This window comes from Candidatus Bipolaricaulota bacterium, assembly GCA_035528115.1.
Taxonomy (GTDB): Bacteria; Patescibacteriota; Patescibacteriia; order UBA11705; family DATKZF01; genus DATKZF01.
Genome location: DATKZF010000001.1, coordinates 247,792 through 266,694 on the forward strand (window position 1 = coordinate 247,792; position 18,903 = coordinate 266,694).

16 protein-coding genes are annotated in these 18,903 nt (G+C 39.3%); 6 read left to right on the forward strand and 10 right to left on the reverse strand.

Features of this window, described 5'->3' with window-relative positions; genetic code table 11:
* Nucleotides 1-145: 145 nt before the first annotated feature.
* The 10 genes from VMX18_01255 to VMX18_01300 form a co-directional block, all read right to left on the reverse strand.
* Nucleotides 146-589: a prepilin-type N-terminal cleavage/methylation domain-containing protein gene (locus VMX18_01255; GenBank protein ID HUT22017.1), complete on the reverse strand. Its 444-nt coding sequence runs from the start codon at nt 587-589 to the stop codon at nt 146-148.
* Between the two features lie 19 nt (nt 590-608).
* Entirely contained in the window at nt 609-1,700 is a 1,092-nt protein-coding gene (pilM, locus tag VMX18_01260) for a type IV pilus assembly protein PilM (GenBank protein ID HUT22018.1), read from the reverse strand.
* 83 nt (nt 1,701-1,783) lie between these two features.
* Nucleotides 1,784-2,629 (reverse strand): hypothetical protein, encoded by an 846-nt coding sequence (locus tag VMX18_01265; GenBank protein HUT22019.1) that lies wholly within the window; start codon nt 2,627-2,629, stop codon nt 1,784-1,786.
* Nucleotides 2,630-2,631: 2 nt separating this feature from the next.
* Nucleotides 2,632-3,045, reverse strand: a complete 414-nt coding sequence (locus VMX18_01270) for a ribonuclease HI family protein (GenBank protein ID HUT22020.1) — start codon at nt 3,043-3,045, stop codon at nt 2,632-2,634.
* 15 nt (nt 3,046-3,060) lie between these two features.
* A complete protein-coding gene (locus tag VMX18_01275) occupies nt 3,061-4,599 on the reverse strand; it encodes a fused MFS/spermidine synthase (protein ID HUT22021.1) in 1,539 nt (512 codons plus the stop codon).
* Between the two features lie 221 nt (nt 4,600-4,820).
* Nucleotides 4,821-6,575 carry a single-stranded-DNA-specific exonuclease RecJ gene (gene recJ / locus VMX18_01280; protein HUT22022.1) on the reverse strand — a complete coding sequence of 585 codons (1,755 nt, stop codon included), beginning with the start codon at nt 6,573-6,575 and terminating at the stop codon, nt 4,821-4,823.
* 275 nt (nt 6,576-6,850) lie between these two features.
* Nucleotides 6,851-8,674 (reverse strand): translation elongation factor 4, encoded by a 1,824-nt coding sequence (lepA, locus tag VMX18_01285; protein ID HUT22023.1) that lies wholly within the window; start codon nt 8,672-8,674, stop codon nt 6,851-6,853.
* Nucleotides 8,675-8,809: 135 nt separating this feature from the next.
* Nucleotides 8,810-9,106, reverse strand: a complete 297-nt coding sequence (locus VMX18_01290; protein HUT22024.1) for a hypothetical protein — start codon at nt 9,104-9,106, stop codon at nt 8,810-8,812.
* 121 nt (nt 9,107-9,227) lie between these two features.
* Nucleotides 9,228-9,578 (reverse strand): hypothetical protein, encoded by a 351-nt coding sequence (locus tag VMX18_01295; GenBank protein HUT22025.1) that lies wholly within the window; start codon nt 9,576-9,578, stop codon nt 9,228-9,230.
* On the reverse strand, nt 9,575-10,408 hold the full coding sequence (locus VMX18_01300) for a tyrosine-type recombinase/integrase (GenBank protein ID HUT22026.1): 834 nt from the start codon (nt 10,406-10,408) through the stop codon (nt 9,575-9,577). The genes VMX18_01295 and VMX18_01300 overlap by 4 nt, the downstream gene beginning before the upstream one ends.
* Nucleotides 10,409-10,567: 159 nt before the next feature.
* Between VMX18_01300 and VMX18_01305 the strand changes: the two genes are divergently transcribed.
* The 6 genes from VMX18_01305 to VMX18_01330 all read left to right on the forward strand — a co-directional run bounded on the left by VMX18_01305 (nt 10,568) and on the right by VMX18_01330 (nt 18,471).
* On the forward strand, nt 10,568-11,002 hold the full coding sequence (locus VMX18_01305; GenBank protein HUT22027.1) for a hypothetical protein: 435 nt from the start codon (nt 10,568-10,570) through the stop codon (nt 11,000-11,002).
* A gap of 322 nt (nt 11,003-11,324) precedes the next feature.
* On the forward strand, nt 11,325-13,133 hold the full coding sequence (radC, locus tag VMX18_01310) for a DNA repair protein RadC (GenBank protein HUT22028.1): 1,809 nt from the start codon (nt 11,325-11,327) through the stop codon (nt 13,131-13,133).
* Complete coding sequence (locus VMX18_01315) at nt 13,130-14,035, forward strand: Dam family site-specific DNA-(adenine-N6)-methyltransferase (protein HUT22029.1); 906 nt, start codon at nt 13,130-13,132, stop codon at nt 14,033-14,035. The genes radC and VMX18_01315 overlap by 4 nt, the downstream gene beginning before the upstream one ends.
* A gap of 4 nt (nt 14,036-14,039) precedes the next feature.
* Nucleotides 14,040-15,557: an AlwI family type II restriction endonuclease gene (locus tag VMX18_01320; GenBank protein ID HUT22030.1), complete on the forward strand. Its 1,518-nt coding sequence runs from the start codon at nt 14,040-14,042 to the stop codon at nt 15,555-15,557.
* 12 nt (nt 15,558-15,569) lie between these two features.
* On the forward strand, nt 15,570-16,580 hold the full coding sequence (locus VMX18_01325; GenBank protein ID HUT22031.1) for an SIR2 family protein: 1,011 nt from the start codon (nt 15,570-15,572) through the stop codon (nt 16,578-16,580).
* Nucleotides 16,564-18,471: an ATP-binding protein gene (locus VMX18_01330; protein HUT22032.1), complete on the forward strand. Its 1,908-nt coding sequence runs from the start codon at nt 16,564-16,566 to the stop codon at nt 18,469-18,471. The genes VMX18_01325 and VMX18_01330 overlap by 17 nt, the downstream gene beginning before the upstream one ends.
* Nucleotides 18,472-18,903 lie beyond the last annotated feature (432 nt).

An 18,903-nucleotide genomic window follows, 5' to 3' on the forward strand; every position in this document is an offset into this window, starting at 1 on the left:
ATTTCCATTATGAATCTTAATTTCATTATCATTTTAGCAATATTTTAATTTTTTTTCAATGTTAGAACGCGACGCGGCCGACGACGTCGCGTAAAACAAAAACAGGCCCAATCAAGGCCCGTTTTACAAACAAAAAAATCGATTATTATTGAAAACCTTTTTCCGTTAAAATATGCTGCCCCTTGTCCAACCCTTGCGTGCCCTTTTCCAAATAAAACAGCACGGAGAAACTCTCATCGTTCAAAACACTGAACGCGTAATCACAATCCTTTCCAAAAGTTTGAACGCACGAAAGGCCCTTTGAAGCCGGATCTTTCAATTGGCTGATATTGTTTATCAATTTGACGACTTCTTCTCCCCGGCAGTCCGCCACCAAAGCGCCTTCCTGGCAGGTCTGCCCGTTGTAGGAACCTGTTTGATTGTAAATGATTTTCATCGCGCTTCGAATAATATTCATGTCTTCGATCCGACGATTGTCGCGCGTCTTTTTTTGCGCGCCGTTCACGCCCAAACTGGCCAGCGTGGCCAAGATGCCGATGACCGCGGTCGCGATGATTATTTCGATCAAAGTGAATTTTTTATTATCCATATGTTGATTTTATTGAAAGCTAAACTTCTCCGCCTTGCATGGCCAGACCGATGGCGATTGAAAATCTGGGACCGATTTTGAATAATATGTCTTTTAAATCTTCCGGGTATATTATTCTCGCCCAAGGATTGCCGATGAACGTTTTGATATTCAAATTCTCAGTGAAATACCCGCCCAACCCCGGAACGTACGCGCTGCCGCCGGTCAAAATGATTTTGTCCACTCTTTTATTTTTATTTTCCGACTGTCTCAAAAACGAATCGATCACGAACCTAACTTCGTTCAAGATGGGCTCGAACATTTTTTGCAAATTGAGCGGCACGTTCTTTTGCATTTCCGGCTTGGCCGCGAGATCGCGTTTGAGTTGTTCGGCCTGCGAGACATCTATATTCAAAATCTTCGCGATTTCTTTGGTGATATCCAAACCGCCGACATTGACGCTGCGATCATAATGCGGCACGCACATGTCCACCACGCTGATGTCCGTGCTGACCGCTCCCACGTCCACGAGCAACATGGTTGATTTGTCTTTTCCGGTCAGCGCCCTGATCATGGCGAAGCTCTCGGTCTCCAAGCTGACCAAATTCAAACCGGCTTTTTTGAAAATATCTATGTATTTTTGAATCAAAACTTTGCTGGCGGCCGTGATTAAAATTTTCAAATTCACGATTTCACCGCTCTTTTTATTTTTCAGTTCATCAACATCTCCCACGATTTTCCAATCCAGCACCATGTCGTCGAGCGGCATGGGCAAAATCTTCACCGCCTCCTTTTCCACAGCGCTTGAAATTTTATCTTTGGAACCGAGTTCCTTGGCATCGATTCCCTGAACGCTGATGATTGAGCTGAAAACCATGGGCGCCGGCAAAGCGGTGTAGGTTTGAGTGGCTAAAATCCCCGAGGTCTCTAATATTTTTTTGATTATTTTAGCCGCTTCCTCGGGCTGATCGATATAATTTTCCTTTTTGGCGTGAGTTGATCTTTCAAGATATCCGTAATTTTCCAATTTCAATCTTCCTTCTTCACTCGAAAGCTCCACCAGCTTGATGCTGCTGCCGCCGATGTCCACTCCCAAAAAATTTTTGCTCTTTTTTCCACCGAATAATGCCATATTAAAAAATCAATTATTTGCTGAATTACATTATATCACAAATGAATGGCGTTTTAAAATTCCGGCCAAGGCCTCTTCAATCATTATTTCTTTTTAGACTTTTTGCCGACGACAAACAGAAAAATCAAACTGCCGACAACATAGGTGCCCAGAGGGGCCCAAAGACCCAAAACCTGCATAATCGTGAAATTCGCGTCAGTGATTTCCTCAACGCTTTCAATCGGCCTCAGCACAATGGCGTCTTTGTCCAAATTCAGTTTTATTCTGGCCTCCTTATTGGCGTCATTGAAAACTTTCAAATATTCTTTCTTTTCGTAATCCAAAACTTTTACGCCGGAAACAAAATTAATGGGCTGATCGGAATCTTGGCCCAAATAATACGCCAAGCCGTCCGTTTTTTCCAAATCCGAACAATCTTTGGCCCACTGCGAGCCCAAAAGAACGGACACCGAATCTTTGGAAGAGAAATCAGCTCCCACGATCGGAAAAGCGACCGTATAAAATTCCTGACAAACCGGCTCAACATTTTTAAAAAAATTCTTATCATAAACGCCTCTGGCCAAATCGCTTCGAACCATGGCGTCATTGAATTCGAAAAGTTTGCTGTCTTTGAAATCAAGCGCTTCATTGACGCTGATCGGGCCGACACGGCCGTTTTTCAGCATTTCATAAGCGTCAACGCTGGTGACGCTGAAGGCCACGGAGAAAAAAACTCCTACGGCCAGGCCGACCAAGCCCAAAGCTCCCAAATTTCTGGCAATCGCCGGACCGATAATCAACAAAACGAGAATCGAACCCAAAAGCAAGAGGACGAACGCGTACACCGTGGTGGCGCCGGCCAAAAAATACAATTCGACGAAAAACAACATCCAGCCGAACATCACCAGCAAGCCGCCGAAAAATGATTTTAAAAATTTCCTCCTGGTCATATCTATTTTTTTTCCTCGGCCCGCCGGTCAAGCGCCGAATTGACCAAAGCGTCCGCTTTTTTATTTTTTTCCCGAGGCACATGATGAAAAACAACTTTTTTGAAATCATGAACCAAATTCCAAATTTTAATGAATTGCGCGGCCAGATCTTTATCCTTGACCTTGTACTCGCCGTTCAATTGCTTAACCACCAATTCGCTGTCCAAATAACAATTCACTTCTTCCGGCTTTAAATCTTTGGCATAAGCCAAACCGGCCAAAAGCGCTTGGTATTCAGCTTGATTGTTGGTGGTCTCGCCGATATATCGGCTGATTTTTTTAATCGATTTGCCGGTGTCGTTTTCAATAATAACTCCGATGGCCGCCGGACCCGGATTGCCTCTGGCTCCGCCGTCGGAAAAAATCACTATTTTCATATCATCTCAGGACAATTATAAAATATTTCTGGCGCCGGACAAATAATTCAAAAACACCTTTAGAATCATGGCGTCGGTCATGAATTCTATGGGCGCCAGGTTGTCCGTCAAAATCATCTCCTCATCGAATCCGCCCAACTCAATTACATTATATAACTTTTCTTTGTATTTTTCTAAATTTTCATCAACATCCGCGCCGCTCAGATCAAAATTCATTTCTTTATCCGAGGCAAACACCAAATAATTGTAAGTTCCCTCGATCGGCAAAACCTTGACTTGCGCGTAATTTTTGCGAATGGTCTGCGAAATTTTCTGTAAAAGTTCGGACGACCAGCCCGCCGCGTTGATATTCATGGCCAAGATGCCTCCTTCATTCAATCTCGTTTTGGTCGATTGAAAAAATTCGTCGGTCGTCAAATGAAACGGAATAAAAAGCTGTTTGGAATACGCGTCAATGATCATGTAATCGTATTTTTTGTCGGTTTGGTTTAAAAAAACCCGGCCGTCGCGTACGATTTTATTTATTTCCGGCTCGTTTAAATCAAAATATTTTTCAGCCGCGCCGAGCACTTCCTTGTCTATTTCAACCAAATCGATATTGACTTTCGGCCTCCAAAAGCTGACCAACTGCTTGGCGGCCGTGCCGCCTCCCCCGCCGATCATCAAAAAATTTTTATCCGCATCTTCTTGGCCGTTCAAGTATGGCAGCAAGTTGAAAAAATCATAATAACTGTCTCCGGTCAAAAAATGCGGCCGGTCGAAATTAATGTATGATTGGACTCCGGAACCGTCATTGAACTGCAAAAACCGCCATCCGTCTTTTTCACTGACCCAAACATATTGATAAGGCGTTTCTTTTTCGAAAATAATATTCTTCTCGGGCGCGGCCAAAGCCGGGCGGACGAGGAAAAGAAAATAAACCATCAAGGGCAAAATAAAAACCAAGGCCAACAGTTTGTATTTTTTAGGAAAATACAGTCCGGCCAAAATTATCAGCGTCGCCGCGCAAATAAGCACGGTTTGCATGCTGCCCAAAAATGGCACGGTGACGAAAGTGGAAGCGAACACTCCGAAGATGCTGCCCAAAGTCGACCAAGCGAAAATATTGCCCGCTGTTTTGCCCGTGGTTTCCACGCTCGAATTGACGATTCGGATGACAAACGGGGAAGACATGCCCAAAATAATCAGCGGACAGGCCAAGGCGAACAAAATCAGCCAAAAGTTGGCCAAGGCGAACAAAAACATTGAAGAAACATTGAGCGCGTTCAAAAAGAAAACCGCCATGGGTTTGAAAAACAATGGCAAAAACGATAAAAAAAGGCCGCAGAAAAAAACCGCGCCCGCCAAGACCGGAAGTTCCGGCCGCTTATCCGCCAATTTTCCGCCCAGCCAGTAACCTATGGCCAAAGCGATCATGACCACGGCGATGATATTGCCCCAAACGAAAATCGAGGTGCCGAAATACGGAGCGATCAGTCTGGACGCGGTCAATTCGACGGCCATGATTACGGCGCCGGTTATGAATACGAAAAAATTGGCTGAGAGTTTGGACATAATTTATAGGGCTATTTAGGGGGCTACGGGGCAAAGAAGTAAATAAGGCAATAAGACAAACTAAAAAATCTAAATCTTGATTAAACTTTAAAAACGTTACGGATCCTTGAATTTTATTTTTTTACATTATTCAGTAACTTAATAATTTAAAATAATAATTTTTTAAACCGCCCTCTTTTTATCTATCGCCTTCTAAACATCTCAAGCCTTATCTAGCCCTCTTAAGCCTTCTTCTTCATATCAACTATCTTCATCTGCAAATCAAACCGCCCGTTCCATTGACTGTCGCTTAACTCCACTATAACACAAAGTTTGTCTCCCGGCTTTATTTTACCGACGAAATTGGGCGCGATGCCAAAACCGATCATTTTTTTAACAAAAGGCAGGTCTCCTCTAACCGATAATTTCAAATGCTTGCCTGTTTTCCCCACGGATTCATAACTGATCAATTCAACGTCATTGACGAGAAAGCGAGGCTTGGAATTGCCTTCTCCGAAAGGTTCCAGCGCTTCGATCTCGCGGCACAGCGATTCGTTCATTTCTTCGAGCGGAATCTGAGCGTCAATATTTATTATCGCCGAAGTATCGACATCTTCAAGTTTTGAACCCGCAAAAAGAGACAGTTTTTCACGAAAAAACACCAAGTGTTGTTCGCTGATGATCGTAAAACCGCAAGCTTGGGCGTGACCGCCGAAACGACTCAAATGCTCGGTCACTTCAAGCAAGGCTTTGGTGATATTGAAATTGGCCACGCTTCGCCCGGATCCGACGATTTGATCTTTGACTTTGGTCATGACCATGGTAGGCGCGCCCAGCTCGTCCGTTAATTTGCCGGCCACCAGTCCGACCACGCCGGCCGACCAATTTTCGCCGTAAGCGAAAAATATTTTCGATTCCTTTTGAGTTTTTATCTGCGCCCTGGCTTCGCCGACTATTTGCTCGGTAATTTGCTGGCGTTCCGTATTAATGCTGTTCAAAAGACCGGATAAATGCGCGGCTCGATCATGATCCTTGGTGGTCAAAAGCTCAAACGACAAATTGGCGTGGGACAATCTGCCGGCCGCGTTCAGACGCGGCCCGATAATAAAACCGATGGTTTGAGTATCTATTTTGGAAATATCGATTCTGGATTGCTTAAAAAGTTCAAGCAAACCGGGACGCCTCGTTTTTCTCAAAACGATCAGACCGTATTTGGTCAAAGCCCTGTTCTCGCCGATTAGCGGCGCGATATCCGCCACCGTGCCGATGGCCACCAGATCAAGCAGCCATTTTTTCAAACCGCCCAAACCGCCGAAACAATCCAAATTCGATTTATCAAGCGGCAAAACATTGTTTTTTTCCTGATAATCCATTAAACCGCAAGACAATTTATAAGCTATGCCCGCGCCGGACAAATATTTGCAAGGATATGTGTCTTTTGCCAATTTCGGATCCAAAATGGCGTCCGCCTCAGGCAATTCGGGCGGGATCTCGTGATGATCCGTGACAATCACCTTCATGCCTTTTTCTTTGGCCAAAGCGACTTCCTTGACATTGCTGATGCCGCAATCGACCGTAATGATAAGATCGATTTTTTCTTGGCTGAATTTTTCAATGGTTTTGGCGTTAATGCCATAGCCGTCTTCTTCGCGGTGAGGCAAAAAAACTCCGACATCGGCTCCCAAAATCTTTAAGGTTTCATAAATCACGGCCGCGGAGGTGACGCCGTCCGCGTCATAATCTCCGTGAACAACTATTTTGTTCTTGTCTAAAATTGCCTGAACAACTATTTTAACCGCCTTTTCCATGTCTTTGAATAAAAACGGATCATGAATGTCGTTTTCATAATCAGATCTTAAAAAACGCTCAATGTCCTCTTGAGTTTTTATGCCTCTGCTGTATAATAATTGCAAAGCAATCAAAGAGACGTTTGTATCTTTATTCGCTTCAAGGAAGTCTTCGGGTGCCTTCTCGGCGATGACCCATTTCTTTTTCATATTTTACCTTTTTGATTCATGTTCCATGATTTATGTTTCATGATTCATGATACGTGATACATGAATATTAACCATTTTACTATGAACATAAAACAAAAACAACGCCTCGTTTGGGGCATACTGGTCGCGATCATGGTATTTTCCATGCTCCTGTGGACAATCGCGCCGGCTTTTTATTAAACAACGGCTAAACAAACAAAAAAAATTCCTCGATTTGAGGAATTTTTTTATTATATTCGCATCATTAGCGCAAAATTTGCATAATTCGTATAGGCTTATCGTTTCAGCACCGCGATGAACGCCTCAGGCGGAATATTCACCCTGCCTTTGCCCATGGCCATCATTTTCTTCTTGCCTTTCTTTTGCTTTTCCAAAAGTTTTGATTTTCTGGTCCAATCGCCGCCATATAAGTTAGCCGTAACATCCTTTTTCATGGCGGAAATTCTCTCGGCCGCGATGATTTTGCCGCCGACCGCGGCCTGCAATTTGATCACGAACATTTGCCGCGGAATGGATTCTTTCAGTTTTTGCACGATTTTCTTGCCTTCCTTGAACGCCTCGTCGCGATAAACAATGGTGGAAAACGCGTCCACTTTTTCTTCGGCGATCAAAATGTCCAATTTGACCACGTCGGTCGATTCATAATGAGCGAGTTCGTAATTCATGGAAGCGTAACCCGAGCTGACCGTTTTCAATTGATCGTAAAAATCAACGATCACTTTGGCCAGCGGCATGCGGTAATGCAAAAGCGCGGTGCTGTCATCAATATATTCCGTATTCAAATACTCTCCTCTTTTATCCTGCACCAGCGACATGACATTGCCGATAAAATCTTTCGGCGAGATAATATCGACTTTCATGATCGGTTCCTCGACTTTCTCTGAGATCGAAACCTCCGGCAGGTCATTCGGGTTATTGATAATGTATTCGCGCTCGGACAATATTTGTTTCGGTTTGACGTCTTTGGGCATTTTATTACCCGGTCGCAAAGTAATTTTAAACGCCACGCTGGGCACGGTGACCATGATGTCCAGATTGAATTCTCGGCGCAGTCGTTCCTGAAATATTTCCAGATGAAGCAATCCCAAAAAACCGCAACGGAAACCAAGCCCGAGCACGGGCGAATTCTCCGGTTCGTAAACCAAAGCCGCGTCGTTTAATTTCAATTTGGAAACAGCTTCGCGCAAATCATTGAAGTCAGAACCTTCTTTGCAAAAAATACCGGCGTACACCATCGGTTTTACCTGCTTGTATCCCAGCAAAGGCCGGGGCGTCGGATTTTTCAGCGAAGTGATGGTATCTCCGACCTGGCACAATTCAATATCTTTCAACGCGGTGATTACGTAACCGACATCGCCCGCTTTCAGTTCCGACGCGACGGTCAAAGCCGGTTTCAATACGCCGACTTCGAGCGCTTCGCTTTCTTTGGCCGGGTTCATGAATAAAATTTTATCGCCTTGAGCCAATTTGCCGTTCATCACTCGTATATAAGCGACGACGCCTCTGTATTCATCATAAAACGAATCGAATATAAGCGCCTGCAATTTATCATCAACATTGCCCTTTGGCGCGGGCACTTTTTCAATGATCCGATCAAGCAATTCGAGCACGCCCTGGCCGGTTTTGCCGGAAACGAGCAAAATCTCGTCTTCCTGGCAACCGATCAAATTCATCAATTCTTTTTTCGTTTTTGCAATATCGGCGGCGGGCAAATCAATTTTATTTAGCACGGGAATGATTTCCAAATTCGATTCGAGCGCCAAATACAAATTCGTCAAAGTCTGGGCCTGCACGCCTTGCGTGGCGTCAACCAATAAAATCGCGCCTTCGACCGCGGCCAAGGATCGCGAAACTTCGTAGCTAAAATCAACGTGACCCGGAGTATCAATCAAATTCAAAATATAATCCTTGTACAACATCTGCGCTGGCTGAAGTTTAATGGTAATGCCGCGTTCGCGTTCAAGATCCATCGAATCCAAAATCTGCTCTTTCATTTTTCGTTTCTCAACAGTTCCGGTCAATTCCAAAAGCCGATCGGCCAGAGTGGATTTTCCGTGATCTATGTGAGCAATAATGCAGAAATTTCGGATGTTATTCATATATATAAACAAAGATTGAATGAATTTTAACACAATTTCCTATAAAAAACAAGGATGAAAAACCTGCCAATCAATTATTTAAAAAAAATTAAAGGCCCATTGATGTGATCGCCGGGCCGGGTGATGGTTCAGTCGCTATAGAAATATTCCTGAACAATCCTCGCGCTCCATCAGATGGTCAATGTTCAGAAGACCCTTGCGGGTTACGAAGGTTCCTCCGGTATCTCCGGGTCTGTGCGGGAAGCACAGAGAGAAGTTGAACACCTCCCTTTTTTTGCCGTAAAAATGACCTCCACTGATTTCGAACTCTCCGTTGAAACTCTTCGCCTTGTCTTCGAAGACAAGTCTGACAGGCTGTCCGTCGAATATGGCCAGTATCATGTCCCATCGGCCCGGACCGTTCACAATCTCCAGCGTGTTTTTGGGAGTCATCCGACGCCTCCTTGAATCAGCGGTTTCTTTATTGAGGCAGAAACCCGAGCCCCCTTATCCTTTGAGGACGACCTACCCATCCGAGGGAGTTCTCCCAAGCGGGATGACGCGGCCTGCTTGATTACAGCCGCGAATTGCCGTGCCGATCAGGCTCCAACGCCTCTTTGACCGAACAGTAGCCGTCAGCGACCAGCTCCGACAGCAGGAGCTCACGCTCGCCCCCGATTTCCCCCTCGAAAAACATATGGCTGACCGGCCGACCATCATCTTCGAGAAGCTGGATCACGGGATCGGATGCTTCCGGATCTTTCACCTGGACGCATCTGCTCCAACATCTTTCGCCCACGCAGATGATGGGCGGACTATGCCCGCAGAAAGAAAGCACTGCCCTAAAATCGCAGTGCGCGATCTTCTGGGCGACATTCCAATGCCTGCCAAAGATGGCCTCATCCGATCTGGCTTGTTCACTCATTTTTCCCCTCCTGAAGTGGGATTGCTATTGCCAAGGCCAGTCCACTGCGGGGATGTCACTTGAGTGTAAATCTGAGTGGTGCGAATATTCTGATGTCCCGAAAGCTCCTGGACATAGCGAATACTGACTCCGTTTTCGAGTAAATGGGTGGCAAAGCTGTGGCGGAGCGAATGAAAAGTGGCGTCTTTTTTTATATTCGTTTTCTTTAACGCTTTTTCAAATATCAGCTGGGCCGTTCGAGAAGTCAACTTCCCTCCCCTCTCGCTTTCAAAAACCAATTCGTCTTTGCCTTTGCCGGCGATCAAATTCAGTAGGTCATTTTTTAATTTTTCCGGAAAAATGGTCAGGCGATCTTTTCCGCCTTTAGCTTTTTTAACGTGAATGAATAATTGATTCAGATCCAAATCCTTAACCTTCAAATTTATCACCTCGCTCACTCGAAGGCCGGCGCCGTAAGCGATAGAAACCAATAATTTGTGTTTTTGATTATTGATGGTGTTCATTAACTCGGAAATTTCGGAGCGAGACAGAACCACGGGCAATTTTTTCGATCTTTTGGCGAATTTGATATCTATTTTTTGATCTGACTTGATTACCTCATGATAAAAATATTTGATGGAATTCAAATATAGATTCACGGTTTGCGAAGAAAACCCTTTATCATATTTTTTTAACAAAAATTCCTTAATGGATTGAATATCAAGTTGTTCAAAATCAAGCTTCTTGTAATTGAAATAATCTCGCAGGCATAAAAGATAGCTTTTGGTTGTTTTAGGACTGTAATTGCGCAATCGCAATTCAATCTTCACCGCGTCCAAATATTTTTGCATAAATTGAGATTTTTTGATAAAATTATATCCGGAACATAGAATAAATTTATCATAAATTCACATAACAAACAAAATCGGACGCATTATGCGAAATGTTTTCGCATAGAAACCAGTTAGGCAAAATGTGGCACAAATTTTTTAACTTTAATTCACATGAGTATGTCAATTGAACATCGAGAGAATCCTCCACAGAGAGAGCTAATAGTAACAACTGTCGATTTATCCAAAGGCTGGGATACCGAATCCATGCGCGATATTCTAATCGAACGGCTAAAAGAGCTTGGTATCTATCAGCCAAACCTGCTTTTTAGAGGTTTTGATGGTAATAAAATAGAAGTTATCAAACAACATGGGACAGACATTCCTGATGATACAGTTATTTTTTGCTCTACCGAAGGCCAACTTGTTGATGAATATGCAATGGAAGAATCAGCACTAGATTTTTCTTTAGGACAAGAAAAAGCAGGTTTGGCTGTATACGATGGGGCCAGACTCTTTAAAGATAGTAGTAAATATGGTTCAGGATATGAATACCAACCAAAAAAGGGAACCAGTTTTAAGGAGGCTCTTTTAGCCGTTCTGATTTTGGAGTAAAATTTGTGCCACACATCGCCTAACACGCAGTATGCGACTACGTTTTGCTCCGTTTCACTCCGCAAAACTCCGTCCATGTTTGCCCGTGGTAAGCTCCCGCTGGTCGCAAATTTTACCACGGGCAAACATCGCATACTGCGAAACGTTATGTGAAATGCATGTTTTACTTTTGGGCTATCGCCCAGCTCTAAAAAAGAATTTGAATTTTGTTTTTTTATTTATTAGAAAGGGGTATAAGGTTTTTTCTCCGCTCCGCTACGAAAACGATTTATTTATAAGGGGAAAACGAATACAATAACATTGCTTAACATGAAAAGAATTTATGCCAAAAATTAAGGATATACCAAAAATTGATCGCCCAAGAGAAAGGTTTCTAAAAAAAGGGGCTGACGCACTTTCAAAAAGTGATCTTTTGGCAATTCTTTTGGGTAGCGGAATTAAGGGGAAAAATGTTAGGCAGCTTTCTGAGAATATCATTAAAAAATTTGGTAAAAACTTTTTGAATATAACCGTTGATGATCTTTTGGAAATTTCAGGAATCGGACAAGCAAAAGCATTGCAAATCACTTCCGCGATTTCATTGGTAAAAAGATTTTACGACGAAAACAAAACCAACGAGATTGTTATAAAAAATTCTCAAGATATTTTATCCCTTACTTACGATTTAAGAGACAAGAAAAAAGAACATTTAGTTTGTCTTTATTTAAACGCACGAAATATTTTGTTGAGAAAAGAAGTTGTTAGTGTCGGTCTTTTAGATAAGGCATTATTACATCCGAGAGAAATTTTTTATCCTGCAACCGAGCTAAACGCCGCCAGCGTTATTTTGGTTCACAATCACCCTTCAGGCGATTCTTCACCAAGTGAAAAAGACAATCAAATTATTGAAAAAATCGTGCAGGCTGGCGAAATAATGGGGATACCAGTCATTGATTTTATTATTATTTCTCAAAACAATCATTGCAGTTTCTACGAGAAGTTAAATAAGCAAAAATCAAGTATCGATTATGTTGCAGACGGAATACAAGGAACTCTTTTTGCGATGCTTGAAACTGAGCGACCAACCTATGAAATAACCGCCGAAAAAATCCAAGAAAATTATTTTTATATCCCACAAGTAAAAGAAAACCATCTTCAATTACACAATCGCAGATATATTGGCAACAAACACAAGTTAATTGAATGGATTTTTTCTATAATAAATAAAGAATGCAGTGGAAATTCTTTTGCGGATATTTTTGCAGGAACGGGTGTTGTATCCGCTGTTGCAACCAAACACTTCGAAAAAGTTTTATTAAACGACTTTCTCCATTCAAATTACGCAATATATCGGGCTTTTTTTGGAAACGAGGCATGGGATAAAGTCAAAATCGATAACATTATTAAGAATTATAACAATATTTATGGCGATGACTTAGAAGAAAATTATTTTTCTAAAAATTTCGGTGGTAAATTTTTTAGTAAAAATTCAGCGAAAATCATCGGCTTTATTCGTGAAAATATAGAGGAAAACAGGAAAAACTTAACCGAAAGAGAATACTATATGTTGATCGCCTCATTGCTTTATACTGCCGATAAAATCGCCAACACAGTTGGACATTTTGACGCTTATTTCAAGAAGGAATTTGTAAATGATAGCTTTTTTATGAAACCGATTGATCCGATAGATACGCAAGAAATATCAATTTTTCAAGAAGATACAAACAATCTGGCAAAAAAAATAAATGCCGATGTCGTTTATATCGACCCACCCTACAACTCAAGACAATACAGCAGATTCTACCATGTGCTTGAAACATTAACTAAGTGGGATAAACCAATACTTTTTGGCGTAGCACTAAAACCAGAGCCAGAGAATATGAGCGACTACTGCCGAGCTAATGCCAAAGATAAATTTGCGGAACTCGTGAAAGACCTTGACGCTAAATATTTGGTTGTTTCATACAATAACACTTACGATTCAAAAAGTAATTCCTCAAAAAACAAAATCACGCTCCAAGAGATTGAACAGATTTTGCAGACAAAAGGACCAACCAAAGTTTTTGAAAAAAAATATAGACATTTTAATGCAGGCAATACAAATTTCAATAATCACAAGGAATACCTGTTTGTAACAAAATCAAAGATATGACTACCAAGATAAGAAGATCCCCATTATTTTATGTCGGGGATAAATACAAACTGATGAAACAACTGGAAAATTTATTTCCTAAAGAAATAAATAATTTTTACGAACCTTTTGTCGGCGGAGGTACGGTATTTTTGAATATTGAAGCAAAAAAGTATTTTCTCAATGACATAGACAAACACCTGATAAATATTCAAAAACTTTTAATCGCCAGTTCAAAAAATCCAGAAAAGTTTTTCAAGGATGCCGAAAAAATAATCCACAAATATAAATTTTCGCATTCATATAAAAATGATATTGTCCCCGATTCGTTAAAAAAGGAGTTTAAAAAAACCTATTACGCAAGATTTAATAAGGAAGGTTACGATAAATTAAGAATGAGCGTAAATAATTATCAAAAAAACGACCCCTTGATTTTATACATTTTGCTTATTTATGGATTTAATAGAATGTTAAGATTCAATGGCGGAGGAAAATTTAATTTACCTGTTGGCAATGTTGATTTTAATAAAAATGTTATAAACGCCTTAAACGGCTACTTTGATTTTGTACAAAATAAAAAAATATCTATAACATCAAAAGATTTTAAAAAGTTTTTTTCTGACAAAAAATATTCAAAAAACGATTTTGTATATTTAGACCCTCCATACTTAATATCCGCAAGCGAATATAATAAATTATGGAACAAGGAATTAGAAGCTGATTTATTAAAAATGATCGATGTCTTAGACAAAAAAGGCGTTAAATTTGCCTTATCAAATGTTACTCACTATAACGGGAGTAAAAATGATTTATTATTGGAATGGATGAAAAAATACAAGGTACACAAAATTGAAAGCAATTATATTAATTATCATAACAACGGCAAAAAGATAATTAAAGAAGTTTTGATTACTAACTATTAAAATTATGACTAAACGACAATCTGAATACAAACCATTGCTATTTACAACAACAATGAGAAATCCTGAACGGTTGAAGGATTTTTTGACCGTACTTGCGGAATATGACGGCGAAATTTTAACAAACGAAATTATTGATAAAGTCGCCAAATCCTTAATACAAAAAGGATTATACCAGCCCATGAAAGTATCTTCGGCCGTAAAAGATAAATGGAAAAATGAGATTGAATTAAGCGAAACTGAAACCGAAAAAGTATTTTCTGACAACCCTCAAAGCCACAAAGAAGCAGGGTTTGAAAAAGGATGGCCATCAAGATTCGATACTTGGTTTAAAATTGCCAAAGAACTTGGCTTCGTTTGGTATTGGCAAAATGAAGAAATAAAATTTTCCGAAAGCGGAAATATGTTATTAGACAAAGAAAAGCCAGAAAATGAGTTAATGGTTTTTGCCAATGCTTTTGCGAAATATCAACGCCAAAATCCATTTCGTCGCGTTTTAAATAAAAATGTTCCGCTTATTTTACTTATACAAACCATAAAACTTTTGAATAATGACCCAGCATACAAGGGGGCTGGTATATCCAGATCGGAAATACCATTGTTGTTGTGTTGGAAAAACGATAATGCTGAAAGTTTATATCGAGAAATTAAAAAATTACGCAAAAAACATGGTTATACACCGAGCAACGAAGTGATTTTAGATATTTGCTACGAATTACTAAACGAAACAAAGAGAGATGATAATTCAATCCTCGGTGATTATCCTGACGATTTTATACGAAAAATGCGTTTAACTGGCTTACTTTCTTTGCGTGGCGGTGGTCGTTTCATAGATATAAACTCAAAAGAATCTGCAACTGTGGATTATATTTTGAAAAATTATATTTCCTACAAAGAATTTGAAACGGAAAAAGAATTTTTTGAATATATCGGACAAGTTGATCACGATTTAATCTCAACGCTTACCGTATTTGAAGCACCAGCAAAAACCACAAAAGCAGAATTGGAAAAATGGGTTGATCATTATGCTTGGGATTCAATTAAAACCGAACTTCTTAATTTGGCACAGAAAAAATCTTCTAGCGATGATATTTTGAAAATCATTGAACAACCTTTGCGATTGGAATTTTTAACTTCATTGGCAATTCTCAAAAAATTACCGAATGTTATTGTAAAACCTAACTTTATATCCGATGACGAAGGACTGCCAACAAGTTTTGCGTCTGGCGGAAGCCCTGACATTGAATGTTTAGAAGAAAAAGACACGGTTTTGATCGAAGTAACTTTACTGACTGGAACGCAACAGCATATCAGAGAGTCGTTTTCTATACATCGACACCTTGAAGAATATGTAAAAAAAGGCACAAAATCATATTCCGTGTTTATCTCGCCAAAATCTTTTATTGATACCGAACGCTACTTTGATTTTATCAAAAAGGATGGTTTGGAAGTGAGGATCTCAAATATTGATAAATTTGTTAATAGCCTTGAAATGAAAACGACATTAAGCGAGGCAACCCTTTAATTATTATTACCTATGAAAAAAATTGATAAAAAAGAATTGAAAGAAATAATCCAAAGCGGACATATCAACCTGCTTATTGGTTCTGGCTGTTCACTCGATTATCTTACAACTCTCAAAGATATTGAAGATCGGATGAATAATGAAGAGACCAAAGGGCAGGCGCAAAAGGATTACTACAAATTAATAAAAAAATCCAAAGCCATCCTCGACGAATCGCTTGAAATTAATATTACCGAGAAAACAAAATTGACCAAAACAAAGCAAAACTATGATTCTTTTTTAGGATTTTGGGCTAACACAATTTCCAGTCGATTTTTGCATATCGTAAATAAGCAAGTGAATATTTTCACCACAAATTTCGATATGTTTATGGAGGATTCCTGTGAAAGGTTAGCTATTCCATACAATGATGGGTTTGCCGGTCAAATAAATCCGAATTTTAGTGTTGCAAACTTTAACAAAGTTCAGAGATATAAGAGTTTGCAGTTTGACAATACTTCAGACATTCCACTTTTTAACATTATCAAGCTACACGGATCAATTTCTTGGAAAGCAGAAAACGAAAAAATTGTTTATTCAAACGGAAAGCATATTGCCGATGACCTCGATGACAAAACAGGAAATGATTTTGATGACGAATATAAGAAGATTGCTGTTATCAATCCAAATGCGGAAAAACACTTTGAGACTGTTCTTGATACAAACTATGCCTCAATGTTGCGGAAGTTTACTTTGGAATTAGAAAAAGAAAATAGTGTTTTAATGCTGATTGGTTTTTCCTTAGCGGATAAACATATCAAAAATCTCTTGGATGGAGTGATGAAGTCTAACCCTACTTTAGTCGTCGTTTATTTCTCGTATTCTCAATACGACGAAACTGCTGACAAATTAAATGAAAAACAAAATTCAAATCTATACATAATTTCCCCAGAAGCAGATTTTTCTTTTGAGAAAACGACAGATTATCTTTCTCAGATTTTTGTTAATTCTGATATTCCCGAACAAAATGAAGATGAAAATTAATTTCAATTTACAAGAACGATTAATGAATGATTCCGTTTTTACAATCGGAAGCGTTTTTAGTGTAAAAGGAAAAGATATTATCGTTAAAGTTAATAAAGATAAAAATCTTCCGCATTTGTTTTTTAAGGGCAGAACTATTAAAAATGTATCTGTCGGACTGTCAAATTATGTAAAAATCCTCAAAGGATTTACCGAGATTATTTGTAAGGTTGAGGGTGAATATCTTGAAGAAGATAAATACCAAAAGAACAAAAAGTACACAAACGAAAAGCAAAAGATAGATCGCTTCCTCAATGTTTCCGTTTTTGGTTTTTATGATAATGACAGGAAATTCCAACACGGTATAAAAGAAATGCCACTTATCGGAAGTGAGTGTAAACTGCTTTCAAGAGATGAATTTGAAAAACTTCATCAGCTTTCTGGAAAAGATGAACTTTCTATCCACCTTGGGTCTTTGATAGACGAAGAAACTCAAAATATTTTTATATCCGTTAAAAAACTGTTTGCTGGACACATTGGGATCTTTGGTAATACAGGTTCTGGAAAATCCAATACTCTTGCAAAAATGTACACAGAATTATTTAGGTTAGAATTAAATGATAATTTCAAGACTAAATCCAAGTTTGTTTTTATAGACTTCAATGGAGAGTACTCAAAAGATAGCGATGACGAAATTTTAACGAAAAATAAAATCGTTTATAAATTGAGAACAAAAGATAATACGGGAAAAAAATATCCCATATTGAAAACAGAAATTGAAAAACTGGAACTTTTATCTATTTTACTCGATGCCACAGAGAAAACGCAGCAACCATTTTTACACAGAGCGATAGATAGTAGGGATTGGTTTGATACTGATAACGAAAATTTTCGCAAGGAAAGGGATAATTTATTGAGAAATCTAAAAATTATTCTAAATAAAAATGAACCGAATTTCAATCAACCATTTTTGAAAAAATTTGTTGCTGATTTCAAGAGTATTGGTGTGCAAATGCTGAAAAAAGAATACGAGCAAGAGAAAAATATTGATGATATAACCTATAACATAACCCAAAAGAGTTTTATGGTGAGCGGGAAGTATCATAATGATAGTATTACTGATACTAGCCGCCAAATAGATATTGCCAATGAGTATTTTGATATAAAAATTGAATCATTTACAGATCTACAAAAAATCCAGTTTAAAATATTTGATCAGTATTATCATGAAATACTGAATGGGTATGCAAATCAAGAGCACATAAGCCCCCTAATTGGAAGATTGAAAAAGAGATTTGATATGTTGGATAAAGTTTTTGATATTAAAGACTCCATAACAGAAGAAGCTAATTCAAATATTCAGGTTGTTGACCTTAAAAATGTAAATTTAGAGATTAAAAAAGTCATTCCACTTTTAATCTGCAAAACAAATTACGACGAGCAGAAAAATAAAAGAGACACTGATAAGGATAATTCGCTAAATATCATAATTGACGAAGCTCACAATATTCTCTCAGAAAACTCCAACAGAGAATCGGAATCTTGGAAAGATTATCGACTAGAAACATTTGAAGAAATAATAAAAGAAGGAAGAAAATTTGGTGTTTTTCTAACAGTCGCCAGTCAAAGACCGTCTGATATTTCGCCAACAATTATCTCCCAATTACACAATTATTTCATTCACAGGCTAATGAATGATAATGATTTGAAAGCGATAAACAAAGCTGTTAGCTATCTTGATAAACTTTCCTTTGATTCAATCTCTAATCTTTCTGTGGGTTGTTGTTTTATTGCAGGACAAATGACTCAATTCCCGTTGTCAGTAAAGGTTAAATTGCTTGATGAGAATGAACGCCCACAGAGCGAAACTATTGACCTTGATAAATTATGGAAAAAACATGAAGATTCATAAACAAATAAAAGGCAAAAATTCCCTCCCCTTAAACCCCTTCCTTTTTGCCTTTTATTTGAAGAGAATAAGGAGTTTTGGATTTTGGGCATTCACCCCTAACCCCTCTGCCCAAAATCCAAAACAAAAAAAACAAAATTCAAATTCTTTTTTAGAGCAATCCCGATTGCTATCGGGATTAAAGTAAAACATGCACATCACATAACACGGCATATCTGGTTACGGCTTTTATATAAAAGCCTCCACCCATATTTGCCTCCGCTACGCTACGGCAAACATCAGATATACCGAAACGTTATGTGAAATATTTTTTAATTTTTTTGCTACCATAGAAAAAGACCGTCGGGGTTACCAACGGTCCTGGGTTGAGGATCTGCTTGTAGTGTTATTCTTCTTCGGATTTGGAGTCCGTGGATGACCAAGGAAAATCATGAG